General features: G+C 72.3%; 21 protein-coding genes. 7 read left to right on the top strand and 14 right to left on the bottom strand.

Going from position 1 to position 21,264, the window contains the following annotated elements; translation table 11 throughout:
* Position 1: 1 nt before the first annotated feature.
* Positions 2-250, bottom strand: a complete 249-nt coding sequence (locus ACIRNI_RS10860) for a (2Fe-2S)-binding protein (RefSeq protein ID WP_355366988.1) — start codon at positions 248-250, stop codon at positions 2-4.
* A 228-nt stretch (positions 251-478) separates the two neighbouring features.
* Entirely contained in the window at positions 479-1,825 is a 1,347-nt protein-coding gene (locus ACIRNI_RS10855) for a class II 3-deoxy-7-phosphoheptulonate synthase (protein ID WP_403550843.1), read from the bottom strand.
* 90 nt (positions 1,826-1,915) lie between these two features.
* On the opposite strand from ACIRNI_RS10855, the gene ACIRNI_RS10850 reads away from it, so the two are divergent.
* Positions 1,916-1,981 (top strand): trp operon leader peptide, encoded by a 66-nt coding sequence (locus ACIRNI_RS10850; RefSeq protein ID WP_355367039.1) that lies wholly within the window; start codon positions 1,916-1,918, stop codon positions 1,979-1,981.
* Between the two features lie 93 nt (positions 1,982-2,074).
* Positions 2,075-3,982, top strand: coding sequence for an anthranilate synthase family protein (locus ACIRNI_RS10845; RefSeq protein ID WP_403550292.1), 1,908 nt, complete (start codon positions 2,075-2,077; stop codon positions 3,980-3,982).
* On the opposite strand, the gene ACIRNI_RS10840 is transcribed toward ACIRNI_RS10845, so the two are convergent.
* The 5 genes from ACIRNI_RS10840 to ACIRNI_RS10820 all read right to left on the bottom strand — a co-directional run bounded on the left by ACIRNI_RS10840 (position 3,969) and on the right by ACIRNI_RS10820 (position 8,942).
* Entirely contained in the window at positions 3,969-4,982 is a 1,014-nt protein-coding gene (locus ACIRNI_RS10840; RefSeq protein ID WP_403550290.1) for a 2-hydroxyacid dehydrogenase, read from the bottom strand. The genes ACIRNI_RS10845 and ACIRNI_RS10840 overlap by 14 nt on opposite strands.
* Before the next feature lie 92 nt (positions 4,983-5,074).
* A complete protein-coding gene (locus tag ACIRNI_RS10835; RefSeq protein ID WP_403550841.1) occupies positions 5,075-6,103 on the bottom strand; it encodes a 6-phosphofructokinase in 1,029 nt (342 codons plus the stop codon).
* A 138-nt stretch (positions 6,104-6,241) separates the two neighbouring features.
* Positions 6,242-6,913, bottom strand: coding sequence for a response regulator (locus ACIRNI_RS10830; protein ID WP_403550289.1), 672 nt, complete (start codon positions 6,911-6,913; stop codon positions 6,242-6,244).
* The gene (gene macS, locus ACIRNI_RS10825; protein WP_403550287.1) at positions 6,913-8,133 is read right to left on the bottom strand and encodes a MacS family sensor histidine kinase; all 1,221 of its coding nucleotides are present in this window, start codon (positions 8,131-8,133) and stop codon (positions 6,913-6,915) included. The genes ACIRNI_RS10830 and macS overlap by 1 nt, the downstream gene beginning before the upstream one ends.
* A gap of 50 nt (positions 8,134-8,183) precedes the next feature.
* Positions 8,184-8,942, bottom strand: a complete 759-nt coding sequence (locus ACIRNI_RS10820; RefSeq protein ID WP_403550839.1) for a lysophospholipid acyltransferase family protein — start codon at positions 8,940-8,942, stop codon at positions 8,184-8,186.
* Between the two features lie 206 nt (positions 8,943-9,148).
* Here ACIRNI_RS10820 and ACIRNI_RS10815 point away from each other — a divergent pair, with 206 nt between their 5' ends.
* Both ACIRNI_RS10815 and ACIRNI_RS10810 read left to right on the top strand, forming a co-directional pair.
* Complete coding sequence (locus tag ACIRNI_RS10815) at positions 9,149-9,928, top strand: alpha/beta hydrolase (RefSeq protein WP_403550285.1); 780 nt, start codon at positions 9,149-9,151, stop codon at positions 9,926-9,928.
* Complete coding sequence (locus tag ACIRNI_RS10810; protein WP_403550283.1) at positions 9,921-10,550, top strand: hypothetical protein; 630 nt, start codon at positions 9,921-9,923, stop codon at positions 10,548-10,550. The genes ACIRNI_RS10815 and ACIRNI_RS10810 overlap by 8 nt, the downstream gene beginning before the upstream one ends.
* Before the next feature lie 17 nt (positions 10,551-10,567).
* Here the strand turns inward: ACIRNI_RS10810 and ACIRNI_RS10805 are convergent, their stop codons facing one another.
* The 6 genes from ACIRNI_RS10805 to ACIRNI_RS10780 all read right to left on the bottom strand — a co-directional run bounded on the left by ACIRNI_RS10805 (position 10,568) and on the right by ACIRNI_RS10780 (position 15,401).
* Complete coding sequence (locus tag ACIRNI_RS10805) at positions 10,568-11,323, bottom strand: endonuclease/exonuclease/phosphatase family protein (RefSeq protein WP_403550281.1); 756 nt, start codon at positions 11,321-11,323, stop codon at positions 10,568-10,570.
* Positions 11,324-11,391: 68 nt separating this feature from the next.
* On the bottom strand, positions 11,392-12,333 hold the full coding sequence (locus ACIRNI_RS10800) for an ROK family glucokinase (protein ID WP_361414476.1): 942 nt from the start codon (positions 12,331-12,333) through the stop codon (positions 11,392-11,394).
* 65 nt (positions 12,334-12,398) lie between these two features.
* The gene (locus ACIRNI_RS10795) at positions 12,399-12,854 is read right to left on the bottom strand and encodes a DUF5304 domain-containing protein (RefSeq protein ID WP_403550279.1); all 456 of its coding nucleotides are present in this window, start codon (positions 12,852-12,854) and stop codon (positions 12,399-12,401) included.
* A 52-nt stretch (positions 12,855-12,906) separates the two neighbouring features.
* Positions 12,907-14,082 (bottom strand): ArsA family ATPase, encoded by a 1,176-nt coding sequence (locus ACIRNI_RS10790; RefSeq protein WP_403550277.1) that lies wholly within the window; start codon positions 14,080-14,082, stop codon positions 12,907-12,909.
* A 35-nt stretch (positions 14,083-14,117) separates the two neighbouring features.
* Positions 14,118-14,570, bottom strand: a complete 453-nt coding sequence (locus tag ACIRNI_RS10785; RefSeq protein WP_403550276.1) for an SRPBCC family protein — start codon at positions 14,568-14,570, stop codon at positions 14,118-14,120.
* Positions 14,571-14,624: 54 nt separating this feature from the next.
* Positions 14,625-15,401 carry a metallophosphoesterase gene (locus ACIRNI_RS10780; protein WP_403550274.1) on the bottom strand — a complete coding sequence of 259 codons (777 nt, stop codon included), beginning with the start codon at positions 15,399-15,401 and terminating at the stop codon, positions 14,625-14,627.
* A gap of 257 nt (positions 15,402-15,658) precedes the next feature.
* Between ACIRNI_RS10780 and ACIRNI_RS10775 the strand changes: the two genes are divergently transcribed.
* The gene (locus ACIRNI_RS10775; RefSeq protein WP_403550272.1) at positions 15,659-17,455 is read left to right on the top strand and encodes an AMP-dependent synthetase/ligase; all 1,797 of its coding nucleotides are present in this window, start codon (positions 15,659-15,661) and stop codon (positions 17,453-17,455) included.
* A 210-nt stretch (positions 17,456-17,665) separates the two neighbouring features.
* On the opposite strand, the gene ACIRNI_RS10770 is transcribed toward ACIRNI_RS10775, so the two are convergent.
* The gene (locus ACIRNI_RS10770) at positions 17,666-18,808 is read right to left on the bottom strand and encodes a glycosyltransferase family 4 protein (protein ID WP_403550270.1); all 1,143 of its coding nucleotides are present in this window, start codon (positions 18,806-18,808) and stop codon (positions 17,666-17,668) included.
* A 98-nt stretch (positions 18,809-18,906) separates the two neighbouring features.
* Here ACIRNI_RS10770 and ACIRNI_RS10765 point away from each other — a divergent pair, with 98 nt between their 5' ends.
* A complete protein-coding gene (locus ACIRNI_RS10765; RefSeq protein ID WP_403550268.1) occupies positions 18,907-20,172 on the top strand; it encodes a glycosyltransferase 87 family protein in 1,266 nt (421 codons plus the stop codon).
* 22 nt (positions 20,173-20,194) lie between these two features.
* Positions 20,195-21,250, top strand: a complete 1,056-nt coding sequence (locus ACIRNI_RS10760; RefSeq protein WP_403550266.1) for a S66 peptidase family protein — start codon at positions 20,195-20,197, stop codon at positions 21,248-21,250.
* Positions 21,251-21,264: the final 14 nt, after the last annotated feature.

Here is a 21,264-nt window from a genome sequence, read left to right as displayed (position 1 = left end):
GTTACGCGGCCTCGACCAGCGGTTCGGCGGTCTCCGCGACGTCGGCCGTGAGGGCGGGCCTGCCCTGGTCCACCAGCTCGCGCCGCGGGCAGTTGCCGCGGCCGAGGATGGCCTGGATCCGGCGTACGCACGAGCCGCAGTCGGTGCCGGCCTTGCAGGCCGAGGCTATCTGGCGGGGCGTGCAGGCGCCGGCGTCCGCGTGTTCCTTGACCTGCTTCTCCGTGACACCGAAGCACGAGCAGACGTACACGCGGTCACCTCCCTGCGGATCCGGAAACGGGTCGGACGGCCAATGGTTCTGGAAGCCCTTCCCGATTCCTCGGTGAGGCTAACCTAACCTTACCCCGCACCCCCGGAGCGCAACAGCCGGGAAGCCGACGAAAAAGCCGATGGGGCGCGGATCACATGGATCCGCGCCCCATCGGCACGTCAAGGCTGTTTTCAGCCAAGATCACCCGTCAACAACCTTCATCCGGGATCACTGGTCGCGGTACATCTCCGCCACCAGGAACGCCAGGTCCAGCGACTGGCTGCGGTTGAGCCGCGGGTCGCAGGCGGTCTCGTAGCGCTGGTGCAGGTCGTCGACGAAGATCTCGTCGCCGCCGCCCACGCACTCGGTGACGTCGTCGCCGGTCAGCTCCACGTGGATGCCGCCCGGGTGCGTACCGAGCTCCTTGTGAACCTCGAAGAAGCCCTTGACCTCGTCGAGCACGTCGTCGAAACGGCGCGTCTTGTGGCCGGAGGCCGCCTCGAAGGTGTTGCCGTGCATCGGGTCGGTCACCCAGGCCACCGTGGCGCCGGACGCCGTGACCTTCTCGACCAGCTCGGGCAGCTTGTCGCGGACCTTGTCGGCGCCCATGCGGACGATGAAGGTCAGCCGGCCGGGCTCGCGCTCCGGGTCGAGGCGGTCGATGTACGTCAGCGCCTCGTCGACCGTCGTCGTCGGGCCGAGCTTGATGCCGATGGGGTTGCGGATACGCGACGCGAACTCGATGTGCGCGCCGTCCAGCTGGCGGGTGCGCTCACCGATCCAGACCATGTGGCCGGACGTGTCGTACAGGTGCCCGGTCCGCGAGTCGACGCGGGTCAGCGCCGACTCGTAGTCCAGCAGCAGCGCCTCGTGCGAGGCGTAGAACTCGACCGTGCGGAACTCGGCCGGGTCGGTGCCGCAGGCCTTCATGAAGTTCAGCGCGTTGTCGATCTCGCGCGCCAGCTGCTCGTAGCGCTGCCCGGACGGCGACGACTTCACGAAATCCTGGTTCCAGGCGTGCACCTGGCGAAGGTCGGCGTAGCCGCCGGTGGTGAAGGCGCGCACCAGGTTCAGCGTCGAGGCCGACGCCTGGTACATGCGCTTCAGCCGCTGCGGGTCCGGGACGCGGGCCGCCTCGGTGAACTCGAAGCCGTTGACGGAGTCGCCGCGGTAGGTCGGCAGGGTCACGCCGTCGCGGGTCTCGGTCGGCTTGGAGCGCGGCTTCGAGTACTGGCCGGCGATCCGTCCCACCTTCACGACGGGCACGGAGGCGGCGTAGGTGAGGACGGCGCCCATCTGGAGCAGCGTCTTGAGCTTGTTACGGATGTGGTCGGCCGACACGGCGTCGAAGGCCTCGGCGCAGTCGCCACCCTGGAGCAGGAACGCCTCGCCCCTGGCGACGGCTCCCATCCGGGCGCGCAGCTGGTCGCACTCGCCTGCGAAGACGAGCGGCGGATACGACTCGAGGTCCGCGATCACATCGCGCAGAGCCTCGGCATCCGGGTACTCGGGCTGCTGCGCCGCGGGCAGGTCTCGCCAGGTGTTGCCACCGGTAGCGGTGGTCTTAGCGTTCACGGTCACCTGACCAACCTTACGGGTTCTTCCGATACGTCCATCTGTGAGCTCACCTGATGAGACAAGAAATCATGGGGTAGTGTGCGGCGCATGTACGCGCAGAAGACCCAGACGATCCAGAACTGGTGGTGGACCGCTCATCCGGCGGCCCACTGATTCGCGTACGCACCGACACCGCGAAGGCCGCCCGAGGGGCGGCCTTCTCCCGTTTCACGGGCCGTTCCTCTCCTCCTGGAAGGAACGCACCGCATGAACCTCGACCGACTGCTCGACGACGAGTCGCCCTGCCCGCCCTTCGCCCTGCTGCGCCGCCGTACGCCCGGCCGTGACCATGACACCGTCGAGGTGTTGATCGGCGCCGTCCACGAGGCGGAGCGGCTCGCGGACATCCCCGTCGGCCCGCGGCCCACGCTCGCGCTGGTGCCGTTCCGGCAGCTGCGGGAGCGCGGCTTCGACGTACGCGACGACGGGACGCCGCTGTCGGTGCTCGTCGCCGACGAGACGTACGAGCTGCCGCTCGCCGAGGTGCTGGAGCGGCTGCCCGCGCACGACGTGGTGGTGGAGGGCGGGGGCTTCGACGTCTCGGACGAGGAGTACGCCGCTACCGTGCGGCGGGTCATCGAGGACGAGATCGGGCGGGGGGAGGGTGCGAACTTCGTCATCCGGCGTACGTACCGGGGCGCGATCCCCGGGTTCGGGCGGCGGGACGCGCTGGCGCTGTTCCGGCGGCTGCTCACCGGTGAGCGGGGCGCGTACTGGACCTTCGTCGTCCACACCGGCGAGCGCACCCTGGTGGGCGCGAGCCCGGAGGTACACGTCCGCATGTCCGGCGGCACGGTCGTGATGAACCCGATCAGCGGCACGTACCGCTATCCGGCGGGCGGGCCGACGGCCGAGGATCTGCTGGCCTTCCTCGCCGACCGCAAGGAGACCGACGAGCTCTCCATGGTCGTGGACGAGGAACTGAAGATGATGTGCACCGTCGGCGACATGGGCGGGGTGGTGATCGGGCCGCGACTGAGGGAGATGGCGCACCTGGCGCACACCGAGTACGAGCTGCGGGGCCGCTCGTCGCTGGACGTGCGGGAGGTGCTGCGCGAGACGATGTTCGCGGCCACGGTCACCGGGTCGCCGGTGCAGAACGCGTGCCGGGTCATCGAGCGCCATGAGCCCCTCGGGCCGGACGGTGGCGGCCGGGGCTACTACGCGGGCGCCCTGGCGCTGCTCGGTACGGACGCGAGCGGGGCGCAGACGCTGGACTCGCCGATCCTGATCCGTACGGCGGACATCGCGGCCGACGGCGGGCTGCGCGTGCCGGTCGGCGCCACGCTGGTGCGGCACTCGGTTCCGGAGAGCGAGGTCGCCGAGACGCACGCCAAGGCGGCGGGGGTGCTGGCGGCGCTGGGCGTGCGTCCGGGGCGGCCGGAGGAGGAGTCCGTACGGCCCGCGCGGCTGGCGGACGACCCGCGGGTGCGGGCGGCGCTGGACGCGCGGCGCGCCGACCTGGCGCCGTTCTGGCTGAAGATGCAGGACCGGCCCGCCGCCCCGGCCGCCGGGCACGCGCTGGTGGTGGACGCGGAGGACACCTTCACGTCGATGCTCGCGCACCTGCTGCGCGCGTCGGGGCTGGAGGTGACGGTCCGCCGCTTCGACGAGCCGGGGCTGCGGGAGGCGGTGCTCGCGCACGAGGGTCCGGTGGTGCTGGGGCCCGGGCCCGGCGATCCGGGCGACCTGGCCGATCCGAAGATGCGGTCGCTGCGGTTGCTGGCCGCCGAGCTCGTCCGCCGGGCCGGCGGCCACCGGCACGGCCTGGTCGGGGTGTGCCTCGGCCATGAGCTGATCGCGGCCGAGCTGGGGCTGCCGATCGTGCGCAAGGAGGTGCCGTTCCAGGGCGCCCAGGTGCGGATCGACCTGTTCGGCACGCCGGAGACGGTGGGGTTCTACAACAGCTTCACGGCCCGCTGCGACGACGGGACCGTCGCCGAGCTGGCGGCGCACGGCGTCGAGATCAGCCGCGACGCGGCGACGGGCGAGGTGCACGCGCTGCGCGGGCCGGGCTTCGCGGGCGTGCAGTTCCACCCGGAGTCGGTGCTGACGCTGCGCGGCGCGGCGGTCGTGCGGGAGCTGCTGCGGGCGCTGGAGGTCAGCCCGCGATGAGGTCGCCGGGCGGCGGGACCAGGACGTTCTCGCTGCGGCGGCCGGCCACGTAGTCGGTGATGTTCCGCACCGTCGTCGCGATGATCTCGGTCACCGCGTCGACGGTGTAGTACGCCTGGTGGGAGGTGACCAGGACGTTCGGGAAGGTCATCAGCCGGGCGAGGGTGTCGTCGGTGACGGGCTCCAGGGACTTGTCGAGGTAGAAGAGACCGGCCTCCGCCTCGTAGACGTCGAGGCCGACGCCGGTGAAGCGGCCGGCGCGCAGCTCGGTGACGAGGGCGTCGGTGTCCACCAGGCCGCCGCGGCTGGAGTTCACCAGGATGGCGTCGTCCTTCATGGCCTTGAGCGCGGCGGCGTCGACCAGGTGGCGGGTCTCCGGCACGAGCGGGACGTGCAGGCTGAGGACGTCGGAGGCGGCGAAGAGCTCCTCCTTCTCGACGTACCGCATGCCGAGCGCGACGCAGGCGGGGTTGGGGGCCAGGTCCCAGCCGAGGAGGTTCATGCCGAAGCCGTGGGCGATCCGGGCGAACGCCTCGCCGATCCTGCCGGTGCCGAGGACGCCGGCCGTGCGGCCGTGCAGGTCGTGGCCGAGCAGTCCGTCGAGGCGGAAGTCGAAGTCGCGGGTGCGGATGGCGGCGCGGACGAGGCGGCGGTTGACGGCCATCGCGAGCGCCCAGGCGAATTCGGCGACGGAGTGGGGCGAGTAGGAGGAGACGCGGGCGACCGTGAGGCCGAGCTGCCGGGCGGCGGTGAGGTCGATGTTGTTGAAGCCGGTGGAGCGCTGGGCGATCATCCGCGTGCCGCCGGCCGCGAGGGCGCGCAGCACGCGGGCGTCGAGATCGGCGTTGACGCTGGTGGAGACGGCTTCGTACCCCGCGGCGAGGGGGGCGGTGTCCTCGGTGAGGAAGACGTCCAGGCAGCGGAGGTCGTGGTGGCCCGCGAAGGCCGCCTCCATCAGCGGCTTCTCGTCCGTTTGGACGCCGAAGGCCAGGACTTCCACGATATGTCTCCCTTCGCGCGGATAGCGCGAATATACGACCGCTGCCCCGCCCGCGCCGGTCGGGCGGGGCAGCCGATCGGCCGGTCAGCCGGTCAGCCGAAGAAGACTCCGACCTCCTCGTACAGCTTCGGGTCGACCGTCTTCAGCCGGGCCGTCGCCTCGCGGATCGGGACGCGCACGATGTCCGTGCCGCGCAGGGCGACCATCATGCCGAAGTCGCCGTCGCGTACGGCCTCGATGGCGTGCAGCCCGAAGCGGGTGGCCAGCCAGCGGTCGAAGGCGCTCGGTGTGCCGCCGCGCTGGACGTGGCCGAGGACGGTGGTCCTGGCCTCCTTGCCGGTGCGCTTCTCGATCTCCTTGGCCAGCCACTCGCCGACGCCGGAGAGCCGGACGTGACCGAAGGAGTCGAGCGTCCCGTCCTTCAACACCATGTCGCCGTCCTGGGGCATGGCGCCCTCCGCGACGACGACGATGGGCGCGTACGAGGCCCGGAAGCGCGAGGTCACCCAGGCGCAGACCTGCTCGACGTCGAAGCGCTGCTCGGGGATGAGGATGGCGTTGGCGCCGCCGGCGAGGCCCGAGTGCAGGGCGATCCAGCCCGCGTGACGGCCCATCACCTCGACGACGAGCACCCGCATGTGGGACTCGGCGGTGGTGTGGAGGCGGTCGATGGCCTCGGTGGCGATCTGGACGGCGGTGTCGAAGCCGAAGGTGTAGTCGGTGGCGGACAGGTCGTTGTCGATGGTCTTGGGCACGCCGACGCAGGGGACGCCGTACTCGTCGCTCAGGCGGGCGGCGACGCCGAGGGTGTCCTCGCCGCCGATCGCGACGAGCGCGTCGACCTCCTCTTTGGCGAGGTTCTGCTTGATGCGGCGGATGCCGTCCTCCACCGTGAGGGGGTTGGTGCGCGAGGAACCGAGGATGGTGCCGCCGCGCGGCAGGATGCCGCGCACGGCGGGGATGTCGAGGCGCACGGTGTCGCCCTCCAGGGGGCCGCGCCAGCCGTCCCGGAAACCGGTGAACTCGTAGCCGTACTCCTGGACGCCCTTGCGGACGATGCCCCGGATGACCGCGTTCAGGCCGGGGCAGTCACCGCCTCCGGTCAGTACTCCCACCCGCATGGACCGTTTCCCTTCGTCGTCGCCGAGGGGCTGCACGGCCACGGTAAGGGTGACCCACGTCACTCCGGGATGGTACGAAAGGTGAATTCCGGGCGGGCGTAGCGAAGTTACGCCCGCTTACGCCCTCTTACGCTTGGTTCACGCGTCGTCCAGGCCGCGCTCGATCGCGTACCGCACGAGCTCGACGCGGTTGTGCAGCTGGAGCTTGCCCAGCGTGTTCTGCACGTGGTTCTGGACGGTGCGGTGGGAGATGACCAGGCGCTCGGCGATCTGCTTGTAGCTCAGGCCCTTGGCGACGAGCCGCAGCACCTCGGTCTCGCGCTCGGTGAGCTGCGGCGCCTTCGGCTCGTCCCGCCCGGTGACGGGCGCCGGCTCGGAGGCCAGCCGCCGGTATTCCCCGAGGACGAGCCCGGCCAGGCCCGGCGTGAAGACCGGGTCGCCGACGGCCGTACGGCGCACGGCGTCGATCAGCTCCTCCGTGCTGGCCGACTTCAGCAGGTAGCCGGTCGCGCCGGACTTCACCGCCTCCAGGACGTCGGCGTGCTCACCGCTCGCGGACAGCACCAGCACGCGCAGCGCCGGGTTGGCGGCGACGAGCTCCTTGCACACCTGGACGCCCGGCTTGGCGGGCAGGTTCAGGTCGAGGACGAGGACGTCCGGGGAGACGGCCTGGGCGCGGCGGACCGCCTGCTCCCCGTCCCCCGCGGTGGCGACCACGTCGAAACCGGCCTCGGCCAGGTCGCGGGCGACCGCGTCCCGCCACATCGGATGGTCGTCGACGACCATCACCTTGGTCTGCTGCTCCGTCATTATTTCCCTGCGCCTGCCTTCCCCCGTGGAACCTTCAATTCGACTTCCGTGCCCTGGCCGGGGACCGAGATCAGCTCGGCCGTCCCGCCCAGGTCCCGGAGCCTGCCGCGGATGGAGAGGGCCACCCCCATGCGTCCCTCTCCCTCCGCCTGCGCGAGCCGGCCCTCCGGGATGCCCGGCCCGTCGTCCCGTACCGTCACGATCACCTCGTCGGGCCAGTCCTCGACGAGGATCCACGCCTGGGCGCCGTCGCCCGCGTGTCTGCGGACATTGTCCAGGGCGGCACTGACAGCGGCCGCCAGCTCCTTCGCCGCGGCGGGCGGCAGCAGCACCGGAGCGCCCGGTTCCGAGAAGGTGACGCGCGACCCGGCGTGCGGGGCGAGCAGCGTGCGCAGGTCGACGGGGGCGCCGGCGGCGGTGTCGTCGTCGTCCGGCTCCTCCACGACGCGGACGACGGCGCCCTGGGACTCGTCCTCGGAGACGTACGAGGTGGGGGTCAGGCCGCCCGCCACCAGGGTGCGCAGCGCCACCTCCTGCTCCCCCGCCATCCGGCCGAGCTCGGCGGCCTCGCCGCCCAGGGCCGTGCCCCTGCGCTGGACCATGGCCAGCACCTGGAGGACGGAGTCGTGGATGTCGCGGGCCAGCCGCTCGCGCTCGCGGGTGGCGGCCTCGATCTCCAGGGCGCGGGCGAGGGTGCGCTCGGAGGCGCGAGCCACCTCCACCACGTAACCGATGGCTATGGAGGCCACCCACACGAGCAGGACGTTGTGGAGGGTGTCCCGGCTGGGATGGCCGCGTTCGACGATGTTGGCGGCGGCCACGAGGGACGAGGCGAAGGCGGCCCAGCGCCAGCCGCCCTTGATGGCGTACGCGAGGACCGAGCCGGCGGTCCAGATGGTCGGCAGCGTCGAGCCGTCGAACGTCTGGGCGTGCACGTCGGCGAGCGGCGTCAGCAGGATGCCGGTGAGGGCGATGGCGAGGTCGGCGATGAGGAACCGCTTGGTGCAGCCGGCGGCGCCGGCGACCTTCGGGAGGGTGGCCAGCGTCCACACGGACATCACGGCGAGGAAGGCGACGGCCACCCAGGGGCGCTCGAACGTGTCGCGGGTGAAGACGAACAGCAGCACCGCGTACGCCATGGTGAGGACGCGGTACGCGGTGAGGGCCCGCCACAGCGGCTGCTCGACGGACATGCGCACGACGCGCTCGCGCTTGGCCAACTTCCCCACCCCTGGATGTACGGCTCTGTACAGCTGGACGTACGGCGCCGTCAGGCGCCGGGCTGCTCCCGCTCGGCCTTGGCGGCGTCCTTGGCAGCTTCCTTCGCCGCCTCCTTCGCCGCTTCCTTCGCCGCCTTCTCCGCGTCGGCGATCTGGCGCTTGGCGGCGGTCGCGTAGATGTCGACGTACTCCTGGCCGGACAGCTTCATGATCTCGTACATCACCTCGTCGGTGACCGAGCGCAGGATGAAACGGTCGCCGTCCATGCCGTGGTAGCGGCTGAAGTCCAGCGGCTTGCCGATCCGGATGCCCGGGCGCATGAGCTTGGGGACGACCTTGCCGGGCGGCTGGATCTTCTCGGTGTCGATCATCGCGACCGGGATGACCGGCGCGCCCGTGGCCAGCGCCACACGCGCGAGGCCGCCGGGCTTGCCGCGGTAGAGGCGGCCGTCCGGCGAACGGGTGCCCTCGGGGTAGATGCCGAACAGCTCCCCGCGCTCGATGACCTCGATGCCGCTCTTGATCGCCGCCTCGCCGGCGCCCCGGGCGCCCGAGCGGTCCACCGGCAGCTGGCCGACGCCCTTGAAGAACGCGGCCGTCAGCTTGCCCTTCAGGCCGGGCGAGGTGAAGTACTCGGCCTTGGCGATGAAGGTCACCTTGCGGTCCAGGACCGCGGGCAGGAAGAAGGAGTCCGAGAAGGAGAGGTGGTTGCTCGCGAGGATCGCCGGCCCCTCGGCGGGAATGTTCTCGAGGCCCTCCACCCAGGGCCTGAAGGCGAGCTTCAGCGTCCCTCCGATGGAGAACTTCATTGCGCCGTAGATCAAGTTTCGAGTGCCTCTCCTGTGTTCCGTCGAACAGACCATAACCCGTGCGGCGCCTGGCCCCTTCCTGATGGGCTGACGGGTGGGGCGACGGCTCTGGTCGGTGTCAGTCCGGTCGCGTACGGTGAAGTACACCTCCTTCCAGAGATCCACCCCCACCCCACCGATCACCCTTTCCCGAACAGGAGACCCCCGTGCCGGTCGTCCCCGGAGCCGAGCCGTACCGCCACGAGGGCGGCCGGGTCGGCGTGCTGCTCTGTCACGGTTTCACCGGTTCGCCGCGGTCCCTGCGGCCCTGGGCCGAGTACCTGGCCGCGCGCGGCCTGACGGTGTCGCTGCCGCTGCTGCCCGGGCACGGCACCCGCTGGCAGGACATGCAGGTCACCACCTGGCAGGACTGGTACGCGGAGGTGGACCGCGAGCTGCGGGGGCTGCTGGCCCGGTGCGAGCAGGTCTTCGTCTTCGGGCTGTCCATGGGCGGGGCTCTCACCCTGCGGCTCGCCGCGCGGCACGGCGACGCCGTGCGGGGCATCGTGCTGGTGAACCCGGCGAACAAGATCCACGGGCTCGCCGCCCACGCGCTGCCGGTCGTGCGCCACCTCGTCCCGTCGCGGCCCGGCATCGTGGACGACATAGCCAAGGAGGGCATGACGGAGGCCGGGTACGACCGGGTGCCGCTGCACGCCGCGCACTCGGTGCGGCGGTTCTTCAAGCTGGTCGACGGCGAGCTCCCGCAGGTCACGCAGCCGGTGCTGCTGCTGCACAGCCCGCAGGACCACGTGGTGTCGCCCGCCGACTCGGCCCGCATCCTGAGCCGGATCTCCTCGGTGGACGTCCGGGAGGTCCTGCTGGAACAGAGCTACCACGTGGCGACGTTGGACCACGACGCGGAGCGGATCTTCGAGGAGAGTTACGCGTTCATCGGCCGGCTCGCTCCGAGCGTCGGCGAGAAGGGGAGCACCACCGGTGGCTGAGCAGCACGACTCGGACAAGCGGGACGAGCAGCCGTTCGACGAAGAGGCGGCATGGGCGGCGATCGTCGCCGGGTACGGCGAGGAGCCGGCGGACCCGCCGGGCGTCAAGCCGTTCACGTTCAAGGCCGTGGAGGACCTCGCGCTGCCCGAGGGCGACGTCAACGGCGTCAACGGCATCGATGACGTCCACGGCGTCCGCGGCGCCCAGGACGACGTCGACAACGACCCCGAGGACGACGGCACCCGCGACGCGGGCGGGGCCTCGGACCGGCCGCTGGGCAGCTCGGTGGTCTTCGCCCCCGGCGTCGGGGGCGGCGGCCCGCGCGACTACGCGCTGCCGGAGCCCAAGGAGGAGGACCTCGACGCCTCGGACGAGGGCCACTTCGTCCCCCCTGAGCCGCCGCCGCTGCCGGAGGCGGACACGACCGCGAAGTTCGCGTGGCTCGGCGTGGTCGGCGGCCCGGTGCTGATGCTGGCCGCGGTGCTGCTCCAGTGGGACATGACGTGGTGGCTCACCACCCTGTGCGTGGGCGGCTTCGTCGGCGGCTTCCTCACGCTCGTGGCGCGGATGCGCCACGGCGACGAGGAGGACGACGACCCGGGCCGGGGCGCCGTCGTCTAAGGGCTGGGGGACACCCCCTAGGACCTGCCCGGGACCCTCAGCGCCGCCAGGACCGGGAGGTGGTCCGTGGCCGCGCGGAGGTCCGCGTCCGTGACGCCCGGCAGGCCCTGTGGGACGCCGCAGCCGAGCACCTCGATGTCCTTCGTGGCGAAGACCGCGTCGATCCGCTTGCGCGGCTCGCCGGGCGCCCAGGTGTGCTCGCCGCCCCAGGGCCGTACCGACCAGCAGTCCTGGAGCTCGGCCGCGAGCCGCCGGAACGCGCTCCCGTCCGGCTCGTCGTTGACGTCGCCCGCCAGGATCGCGTGCGGCGCGCCCAGGGCGGCCAGCCGGTCCAGGGCCATCCCGGCCTGGGCGTACCGCTCGTCGGAGCTCAGGCTCAGATGGCAGCCGACCAGCCCGAGCCGGGTGCCGCCCGCGCGTACCACCGCCGTCGCCAGGCCCCGCCGGTGCAGGCCGGGCGTGAGCGGCAGCAGGACGTCCTCTGTGCGCTCGACCGTCATCCGCAGCGAGCACAGCAGCAGCGGCCCGGACGCCGTCGCGCCACCCGTCAGCACCACCAGCTCGCTCTTCGCGGCGAGCCGCGCGGCGTGCTTGCGCCACCGGAAGAAGCGGGGCGCCTCCTGGACGAAGACCACGTCGGGCCGGCACGCCCGGATCACCCGCGCGAGCGCGTCCTCGTCGTCGCGCATCGAGCGGACGTTGTACGAGAGCACCCGAATCACGGCCGAACCGTCCGGCTCGGTGCGGGAGTTGGGCAGGTCGTCGAGCGTCATACCAGCACGATATGACGGTGCCCGCCGCATCCGGGTGAGGACGCGGCGGGCACCGTGATACGTGAAGATCAGCCCTGGCGGGCCAGGTCGGCCGCGCCGACGAGCCCGGCCTTGCCGCCCAGCTGGGCCGCGAGCACCTGGGCGTGCGGGCGGTAGCGGCCGCCCACCAGCCAGCGGCGGAAGGACTTGCGGATCGGGCCGAGGACCAGCTCGCCCTCGTCCGAGACGCCGCCGCCGACGATGAACGCCGACGGGTCGAACAGCGACGCCAGGTCGGCGAGGCCCGCCCCGGCCCAGCGGGCCAGCTCGCGGAACGAGTCGACGGCGACCGGGCAGCCCTGGCGGGCCGCGTCGCTGATGTGCTTGCCCTCGATGCCCTCGGGGGTGCCGTCGCCCAGCGCCAGCAGGATCGTGGCGTTCTCCGGGGTGGCGGCGGCGCGCTGCTTGGCGTACCGCACGAGGGCGCGCCCGGAGGCGTACTGCTCCCAGCAGCCCTGGCTGCCGCAGCCGCACAGCAGACCGTCCGGCACCACCCGGATGTGGCCGAACTCGGCGGCCACGCCGAAGCGGCCGCGGCGCAGCTTGTTGCCGATGATGATGCCGCCGCCGAGCCCCGTACCGAGGGTGATGCAGATGACGTCGTCGTGGCCCTGGCCGGCGCCGAAGCGGTACTCGCCCCAGGCGGCGGCGTTGGCGTCGTTCTCCACGACCACCGGGAGACCGGTGCGCTGCTCGACCTTGTCCTTCAGCGGCTCGTGCCGCCAGTGGATGTTCGGCGCGAACAGGACGGTGGCGCGCTTGTCGTCGACGTAACCGGCGGCACCGATGCCGACCGCTTCGATCTCGTGGCCCTTGCCCGCCTCGGCGACGGCGGCGCAGATCGCGTCGACGATGCCGTCGGCGGTCGGCGGGGTGGGCACCTTGTGGATGTCGAGGATCGTGCCCTCTTCGTCGACCACTCCGGCCGCGATCTTCGTGCCGCCGATGTCGACGCCGATGGTGAGTCCCATGTGTCCCTCAGTTTTCGGTCGAGCCCCGCTACGGCCAACCGTACCCGAGGGCGGGCACGGAGCCCTCAGTCCAGGTCGATGTGCTCGCTCGGGTCCGGGCCTTCACGGTTGTCGCGGTCGTCGCGGCCGGAGCCGTCGTCGCTCTTCCCGGCTCCGGGCCGGCCCTGCGTCCAGCGGCGCTCCTGGCCCTCGACGGCGGAGCGGTACGCGGCGAGCAGTTCGCTGCCGGCGGCGGCGAGGTGGTCGAAGACCTCGGGGTTGCGCTCGATCATCGGCTCCACGGCCGACTTGGCCTGGCTGACGAGCTGCTGCACGGCGTTCTGCGCGCCCGCGCCGAGCAGCGGGGCGCGCAAGCCGGCGACCTTCTCCGCGACCGCGTCGACGAGCTTGCGCAGCTCCTCGGCGGCGGCGCCGGGCGGCGGGCCGGCCTGCCCGCGGCGGCGCGCCCGCTCGTCCTCCAAGTCCTCGGCGCAGGCCTTCGCCCAGGCGTCGGCGTCGGGATGCTGGGTGGCATCGCTCATGGCGTACTCCTGCGGCTGCTGCGGCGGTGCTGTGGCTGGGTCACTGTCGACGTTACCGCGTGCGGGGCCACAAATCCGGGTCGGGTGTGAACCGCACGTTCAGCACGCCGTCCGCGAGGCCCGCGCCCGAGACGGTGCAGCGGCGCAGGGCGGACGGCAGGGCCACGATGCGGCGGAACGGCCCGACCGTGAGCACCAGTTCGTCGCCTCGGCGGACCAGCCCGAGGTCGGGCTTGCGGGCGCCGGGCAGCGGGATCCGCCAGACCAGGACGCCGTCGGGGTCGCGGCGGTCCTCGACGGTCCACTCCGGCGCGGGCCGGACGCTGTCCGGGGCCGCGTCCCGGGTCACGTCCGGTACGCCGAGGAGGGCGAGGTCGTCGGCGGAGCGGGGCGCGCGCCCCAGGTGCGGTACCTCGCCGAGGCCCTCGTGGTCCTCATGGTCCGCGTACAGCGCCTTCAGGTGGTCCTGTTGCTCGGCGGCGAGGCCGGAGAGCCATGGGTCGGCGGAGGCGGCCGGCAGGATCCGGTTGGCGACGACCGTGTCGATGGCGAGGCCGTACAGGGCGAGCCCCGCGCGGGCGGTGCGCAGTGCGGCGGTGGCGGCCGGTCCCGGCTCGGCGACCAGCCGCACCGAGGTCGTCGGGGCCTCGACGAGCGCCTGGACGGCGGCGAGTTCGCCGTCCCAGCGGCCCGCGGTCTCGTACAGCCACTCGGCGGGCATCGGTACGCCGGCGAGCTGGGCGAGCATCGGCCGCAGCGCGCGGGCGGCCTGCCGCTCGGGCGGCAGCAGCCGCCGCAGGTAGCGGCGCAGCTGCGCGGGGAGGGCGAGTACGGCGAGGGCGTCGGGCAGCGGCGGCAGGTCGACGACGACGAGGTCCCAGTCCCCGGCGGCGGCGTCCCGCAGGGCCCTCAGCAGGGCGAACCGGTCGCTGCCGGGCAGCTCGGTGAGCTCCTCCTCCGCGAGGGGAGTGGCGCCGAGCAGACCGAGGGCGGTCGCGGCGCGCTCCTGGAAGGCCAGCATCTCGGCGCGGAAGTACGCCCCGGAGTCGATACGGCGGACGACGGGGCCGTCACCGTCCGGGAAGGTGTCCCGGAACCACTCGGCGGGTTCCCGGTCACTGGTGAGCAGCAGGACCCGCTGCCCCTGCCGGGCGCTGCCGAGGGCGGTCGCGGCGGCGAGGGTGGTGCGGCCGGCGCCGCCGGGGCCGGTGACGAGGAGGGTGCGCATGGGCCCACGCTACCGGGGCGGTTTGGCCCCCCGGCTCAGGCCTGGGAGGCGGTCGACTCGACGCGCTTCTTCAGGCCGTCCAGGGCGCGGTCGATGATGACCTTCTCCGCCTTGCGCTTGATCATGCCGAGCATCGGGATCTTGACGTCCACCGTCAGCCGGTACGTCACCTTGGTGCGAGTGCCGCCCGCGAGCGGGGCCAGGTGGTACGTGCCGTCCAGCGCGCGGAGCATCTGGGACTTGACCAGCGTCCAGCTGACCTCGTCGTCGCCGGTCCAGGTGTACGCCAGGGTGTGCTCGTCCCTGATCGCGCCCGCGTCCAGCAGCAGCCGGACCTTCTCGGCGCGGCCGGCGGCGTCCGTCGAGAGGACCTCGGCCTCCTTCACCTCGCCCGTCCACTCGGGGTAGCGCGCGAAGTCGGCGATCACGCCCATGACGTCGGCCGGCGCCGCCTCGATCTCAATGCTCGAGCTGGTGTGTTCCGCCATCGCTGTGGCTCCTTGGGTGAGTCTGAGGGGGGAAGGTTATCGCGTGGCCGCGCTTCACCATTCCAGGGCCCACGGCGTCCCGGTCGACGCGAAATGGCCGACGTTCACGCACTCCGTCGCCCCCACCCGCATGCGCCGCACCAGCGGCTGGTGGACGTGCCCGAACAGCGCGTACCGCGGCTTCGTCCGCCGGATCGCGTCGAGCAGCGCCCGGCTGCCGCGCTCGAAGCGGCGCGCGACCGTGTCGTAGGTCAGCTCCGGCAGCTCCGGCGGGATGTGCGAGCACAGCACGTCCACCTCGCCCAGCGCCTCGACCTTCGCCGCGTACTCCTCGTCGGAGATCTCGTACGGGGTGCGCATCGGGGTGCGCAGCCCGCCGCCCACGAAGCCGAAGACGCGGCCGCCGATCTCGACGCGCTCCCCGTCCAGGACGGTGGTGCCGGGGCGGGCGTACTCGTGCCAGAGGCCGGGCATGTCGACGTTCCCGTACGTCGCGTACGTCGGGGTCGGGAAGGCGGCGAAGAGGTCGGCGTACTGCTTGCGCACGGCCGCCTCGATGGCCGTCTCGCGGTCCATGTCCAGCTCGGCCCAGAGCCGGCGGCCCAGCTCACGGGCCTCGTCGAAGCGGCGGTCGGTGCGCAGTTCGACGAGCCGGTCGGCGTTCTCGACGCCGAAGAGGTCGGGGAAGATGCCGCGCGAGTGGTCGTGGTAGTCCAGGAAGAGGACGAGGTCGCCGAGGCATATCAGGGCGTCCGCGCCGTCCCCCGCCCTGGCCAGGTCCTCGGCGTTCCCGTGTACGTCACTGATCACGTTGACCCTCGTGCCTCGCATAGCTCCCCACCCTAAGCGCTCGGACCTGCGGTTACTTCCGAGTCGTCACGACTGTGGACTACTGTGCGCGAAGCACCCCCGAACACGTGTGACGCAGCGAACATTCGGCCGGGGCCCCTATCGGGAACCTAGTACCGGTCGGTAACGTCCGGGCAGTCCAGTCGTGCTCACCCCCACCGAGCACCTGCCCGATCATGGACCGCAGCCGGTGCATCACACAGAGCCGTGGCGCCGGCGCCCGATGAGGAGCAGCAGTCTTGCGCGAGTTCAGCCTTCCGGCCCTGTACGAGGTCCCCACGGACGGCAATCTGACGGATCTCATCCGCCGCAATGCCGCGCAGCACCCGGACGTGGCTGTCATGGGCCGCAAGGTGGCCGGTGCCTGGACGGACGTGACCGCCACCCAGTTCCTCGCCGAGGTGCGGGCCGCCGCCAAGGGCCTGATCGCGCAGGGCGTGCGGCCCGGCGACCGGGTGGGCCTCATCTCCCGCACCCGCTACGAGTGGGTGCAGATGGACTTCGCGATCTGGAGCGCGGGCGCGGTGACCGTGCCGGTGTACGAGACCAGTTCGCCGGAGCAGGTGCAGTGGATTCTCGGCGACTCGGGCGCGGTCGCGGTGATGGTCGAGAGCGACGCGCACGCGGCCGCCGTCGCGTCCGTACGCGACCGCCTGCCGGAGCTGCGGCACGTCTGGCAGATCGACAAGGGCGGGATCGACGAGCTGGTCGCGGCCGGCGCGGACGTCTCCGAGGAGACGGTCGACGAGCGCAGCGCCAGCGCCAAGGCCGACGACATCGCCACCATCGTCTACACCTCGGGCACCACCGGCCGTCCCAAGGGCTGCGTGCTGACCCACCGCAACTTCTTCGCCGAGTGCGGCAACGTCGTGGAGCGCCTCAAGCCGCTCTTCCGTACCGGCGAGTGCTCCGTGTTGCTCTTCCTGCCCGCCGCGCACGTCTTCGGCCGGCTGGTCGAGGTGGCATCGGTCCTCGCGCCCATCCGCCTCGGCTGCGTTCCCGACATCAAGAACCTCACCGACGAACTGGCCTCCTTCCGGCCGACCCTGATCCTCGGCGTCCCGCGCGTCTTCGAGAAGGTCTACAACTCGGCGCGCGCCAAGGCGCAGGCGGACGGCAAGGGCAAGATCTTCGACAAGGCGGCGCAGACGGCGATCGCGTACAGCCGCGCCGTCGACTCCCCACAGGGCGCGTCGCTCGGCCTGCGGCTGAAGCACTTCGTCTTCGACAAGCTCGTCTACAGCAAGCTGCGCGCGGTGCTGGGCGGGCGCGGCGAGTTCGCCATCTCGGGCGGCGCGCCGCTGGGCGAGCGGCTCGGGCACTTCTTCCGCGGCATCGGCTTCACGGTGCTGGAGGGGTACGGCCTGACGGAGTCGTGCGCGGCGACCGCGTTCAACCCGTGGGACCGGCCGAAGATCGGCACGGTCGGCCAGCCGCTGCCCGGCTCGGTGGTACGGATCGCCGACGACGGCGAGGTGCTGCTGCACGGCGAGCACGTCTTCTCGGGCTACTGGAACAACGAGGCGGCGACCGCGGAGGCGCTGGCCGACGGCTGGTTCCACACGGGCGACATCGGCACGCTGGACGAGGACGGCTACCTCGCCATCACGGGCCGGAAGAAGGAGATCCTCGTCACCGCGGGCGGCAAGAACGTCGCCCCGGCGGTGATCGAGGACCGCATCCGGGGGCACGCCCTCGTCGCCGAGTGCATGGTCGTCGGCGACGGCCGGCCGTTCGTCGGCGCGCTGATCACGCTGGACGAGGAGTTCCTGGCCCGCTGGGCGGCGGAGCACGGCAAGCCGTCCGGTTCGACGGCGGCGTCGCTGCGGGAGGACGCGGAGCTCCTGGCGGAGGTCCAGCGGGCCGTGGACGACGGGAACGCGGCGGTCTCCAAGGCGGAGTCGGTGCGGAAGTTCCGGATCCTCTCGTCGCAGTTCACGGAGGAGGCGGGGCACATCACGCCGTCGCTGAAGCTGAAGCGGAACGTGGTGGCGAAGGACTTCGCGGACGAGATCGAAGCGATCTACCGGGCCTGACCGCTGCGGGCCGTTGCGCGGTGCTTGCTGCCCGGTGGGCGCGGGTCGGGCGCCGAGACTGATCTGCGTCCGTACGATCCCAAGGCCGCCGACCGCGAGGAGTCGAGCCCGGAGGGGCCCCGCACCGCACCCCGCCGGCGGCAGCCGCCCCCGCGGAAGCGCGACCGCGCCCGGAGGGCAAGCCGCCGCCCCCCGAGCCACCCACGGCCCTCACAGCAAGCGCTGCAGCCGCTCCGCCAGCAAGTCCCAGCGCCACTTCTCCTCGACCCAGGCGCGGCCCCGCTCCCCCATGCGCCGGCGGAGTTCGGGATCCTCCAGGAGGGTGACGATGCGGTCGGCGCACTCCGCGGAGGAGGAGCCGCGCACGACCCAGCCGGTCTCGCCGTCGAGGACGGCGTCGGGCGCGCCCCCGGAGTCGCCGGCGACGACCGGGAGGCCGGTGGCCGAGGCCTCCAGGTAGACGATGCCGAGGCCCTCGACGTCGAGGCCGCCGCGCCGCGTACGGCACGGCATGGCGAAGACGTCGCCGGCGCCGTAGTGCGCGGGGAGCTCCTCCCACGGCACCGCGCCGGTGAACCGCACGGATCCGGCCACGCCCGTCTCCGCGGCGAGGCGGCGCAGGTCCTTCTCGTACGGGCCGCCGCCCACGATCAGCAGGACCGCGTCGGGCACCCGTGCGAGGATCGCGGGCATGGCACTGATGAGGGTGTCCTGGCCCTTGCGCGGGACGAGGCGCGAGACGCAGACCACGACCGGCCGCTCGGCGAGCCCGAGGCGCTCGCGCACGGCGTCGCCGCCCGAGCCGGGGTGGAAGGTCTTCTCGTCGACGCCCGGCGGCAGCTGCGTCATCCGTGCGGCGGCCTCGGGCGTCAGCGCGGCGGCGATGCGCGAGCGCGTGTACTCGCCGAGGTACGTGAGCGTGTCCGTGCCCTCGCCGATGCGCCGCAGCAGCTGCCGCGCGCCGGGCAGCTGGGCCCAGCCGGCCTCGTGGCCGTGGGTGGTGGCGACGATCCGCTTCGCGCCCGCCCGGCGCAGCGCGGGCGCCATGAGGCCGAGCGGGGCCGCCGCCCCGAACCACACCGACTCGCAGCCGTGCTCCCGCAGCAGCGCGACCGCGCGGGCGGTGACCCGGGGGGTGGGCAGCAGCATCGTCGTACGGTCGCGGACAACCCGGAAGGGCTGTTCCGCGTCGAACAGAGCGGTCGCCTCGGCGCCCTCACGCCCCCGCTTCCAGGTGGAGGCGTACACAACGAGACGCTCGGGATCGAGCCTGAGCGCCATGTTGTGCAAGAACGCCTGAATCCCACCGGGTCTGGGCGGAAAGTCGTTGGTTACGATCAAGGTCTTGTGCATCGTTTGCATCGGTGCCGACAGTACCGAACGGCCCCGCTCCGTCGCCCACGCGCAGTCCCCACCCCCCACCAGAAGACGACGTAGAGGTAGAGGTAGGCATGAAGGGCCCCATCCCCATATGGCTCCTGACCAGGATCCTTCTGCTCCTCCTTGTCTTCAAGGTGATGAAGCTGCCGGGCCCGGACATCACCACCGACATCTCGCAGATCTACCGCGGCTGGTACGACGTGCTGCGGGCAGGTACGTACCCGATGGACGACGTGACCTGGCAGTACCCGCCGGCCGCCGCCCTCGCCGTCCTCTCCCCCGGCTTGCTGCCCTTCCTCGACTACGCCTCCGCCTTCTTCCTGCTCGCCTTCGCCTGCGACGCGGCCGTCTTCGGCCTGCTCCTGTACGCGGGCCGGCGTCCGGGCAAGTGCCTGTCGGGTGCCTGGGTGTGGGTCGCGGGCGTTCCGCTGCTGGGGCCGACCTCGTACGCGCGCTACGACCTGATGGTGACCGCCGTCGCCGTCGCCGCGCTGCTCGCGGGCGTCCGGCACCCCCGGATCATGGGGGCGCTGGCCGGTTTCGGCGCGATGCTGAAGGTCTGGCCGGTGCTGCTGCTCGCGGGGACGCGGCGCGGGCGCGTCACCCTGCGCTCGTGGACCGCCGCGGTGGTGGCGGCGGCCGGGGTGCTGCTGCTCTGTATGGCGGCGATGCCGGGGGCGCTGGCGTTCCTGACGTTCCAGCGGGACCGGGGCACCGAGGTGGAGTCGCTGGGGGCGCTGGTGTTCCACGTGGCGCGGCACTTCGGCTGGGAGGGGCGGGCGACGCTGAACTACGGCTCGGTGGAGTTCCTGGGTCCGTACGTGCCGGTGGTCTCCACGGCGGCGATGGCGCTGACGGTGGCGGCCTTCGGCTGGCTGCTGGTGTGGCGGGTGCGGGTGTGGCGTTCGGGCGCGTTCGGGAAGACGACGCTGTGCGACGCGGCGTTCGTGGCGGTGCTGCTGTTCACCACGACGAGCCGGGTGATCAGTCCCCAGTACATGCTGTGGCTGGTGGGCCTGGCGTCGGTCTGCCTGGTCTTCCCGGCCAGCCGGATGCGCAAGGCGGCCCGGCTGGTGCTGGCGGCGACCGGCGTGACGCTGCTGGAGTTCCCGATCTGGTTCTCGCACGTGGCGGACAGCGATCCCCTGGGGCTGCTGCTCCTGCTGGTGCGCAACGGGCTCCTGGTGGCGGCGACGCTGACGGCGTGCCGCGTGCTGTGGGCGCAGACGGTCACGGAGCCGCGCACGCGTGAGCGGGCCTCGACGGTCCCGGCGCAGGGCGGCGCCGCGTCCACGGACCGGGACACCGACGACCGAAATCGGGTACTGGCCTCCTGAGGGCCTCTGCCACACTCCGATCATGACTCCCTCCGGTACCCCCGCCGCGCCGATCCGCTACCCCCGTCCTCTGCGTCCCGGGGACCGCGTGGCCGTCACCTCCCCCTCCAGCGGTGTCCCCAAGGAGCTCCGCGGGCGCCTGGAGGTGGCCGTCGCGACGGTGGAGGCGCGCGGCTACGAGGTGGTCGTCGGCGACTGCATGGACGGCTCGGGGCACGTCAGCGCCCCGGCGGCGGAGCGCGCGGCGGAGCTCATGGCGATGCTGACGGACCCGGCCGTCAGGGCCGTCGTGCCGCCGTGGGGCGGCGAGACGGCGATCGACCTGCTGCCGCTGCTCGACTTCGACCGGCTCCGCGAGGCCGAGCCGACCTGGCTGGTCGGGTACTCGGACATGTCGACGATCCTCACGCCGCTGACACTCCTGACCGGGGTCGCGACCCTGCACGGCAACAACCTGATGGACACCCCCTACCGGACGCCCGAGGGGCTGCTGTCCTGGCTGGACATCGCCGCCCTGCCCGAGGGGAGCCGGTTCGCCCAGACCCCGCCGGGCCGCCACCGCACCACCGGCTGGGACGACTACAGCGCCTTCCCGGACGTCCGCGAGTACACCCTGAACGCCACCGGCACCTGGACCCGGCTCGACGGCGACGGCGACCTGGAGGTGGAGGGGCGCCTGATCGGCGGGTGCATCGAGACGGTGAGCAACGTGGCGGGGACGCCGTACGGCGACGTCACGGCGTTCGCCCGGGCCCACGCCCCCGAGGGGCTGCTGGTCTACGTGGAGGCGGTGGGCGACGACGACGCGCTGGAGATCTGCCGCAACCTCCACGGGATGCGCCTGGCCGGCTTCTTCGACGCCGCGAACGCCGTCCTGGTAGGCCGGACCACGGCGCCGGACCGGGCCTCGCTCACGCAGGCCGAGGCCGTGCTGGACGCGCTCGGCCCGCTCGGCGTACCGATCGTCGCCGACGTCGAGTGCGGCCACGTCCCGCCGTACCTGCCGCTCGTCAACGGCGCCCGCGGCCGCGTCGTCCTCACACCGACCCGCCAGGAGATCGTCCAGACGCTGGACTGAGAGCATGAGGGCAG

The sequence above is a fragment of the Streptomyces sp. NPDC093546 genome, from assembly GCF_044765045.1.
Taxonomy (GTDB): Bacteria; Actinomycetota; Actinomycetes; order Streptomycetales; family Streptomycetaceae; genus Streptomyces.
This window is presented reverse-complemented; position numbering and strand designations above follow the sequence as displayed.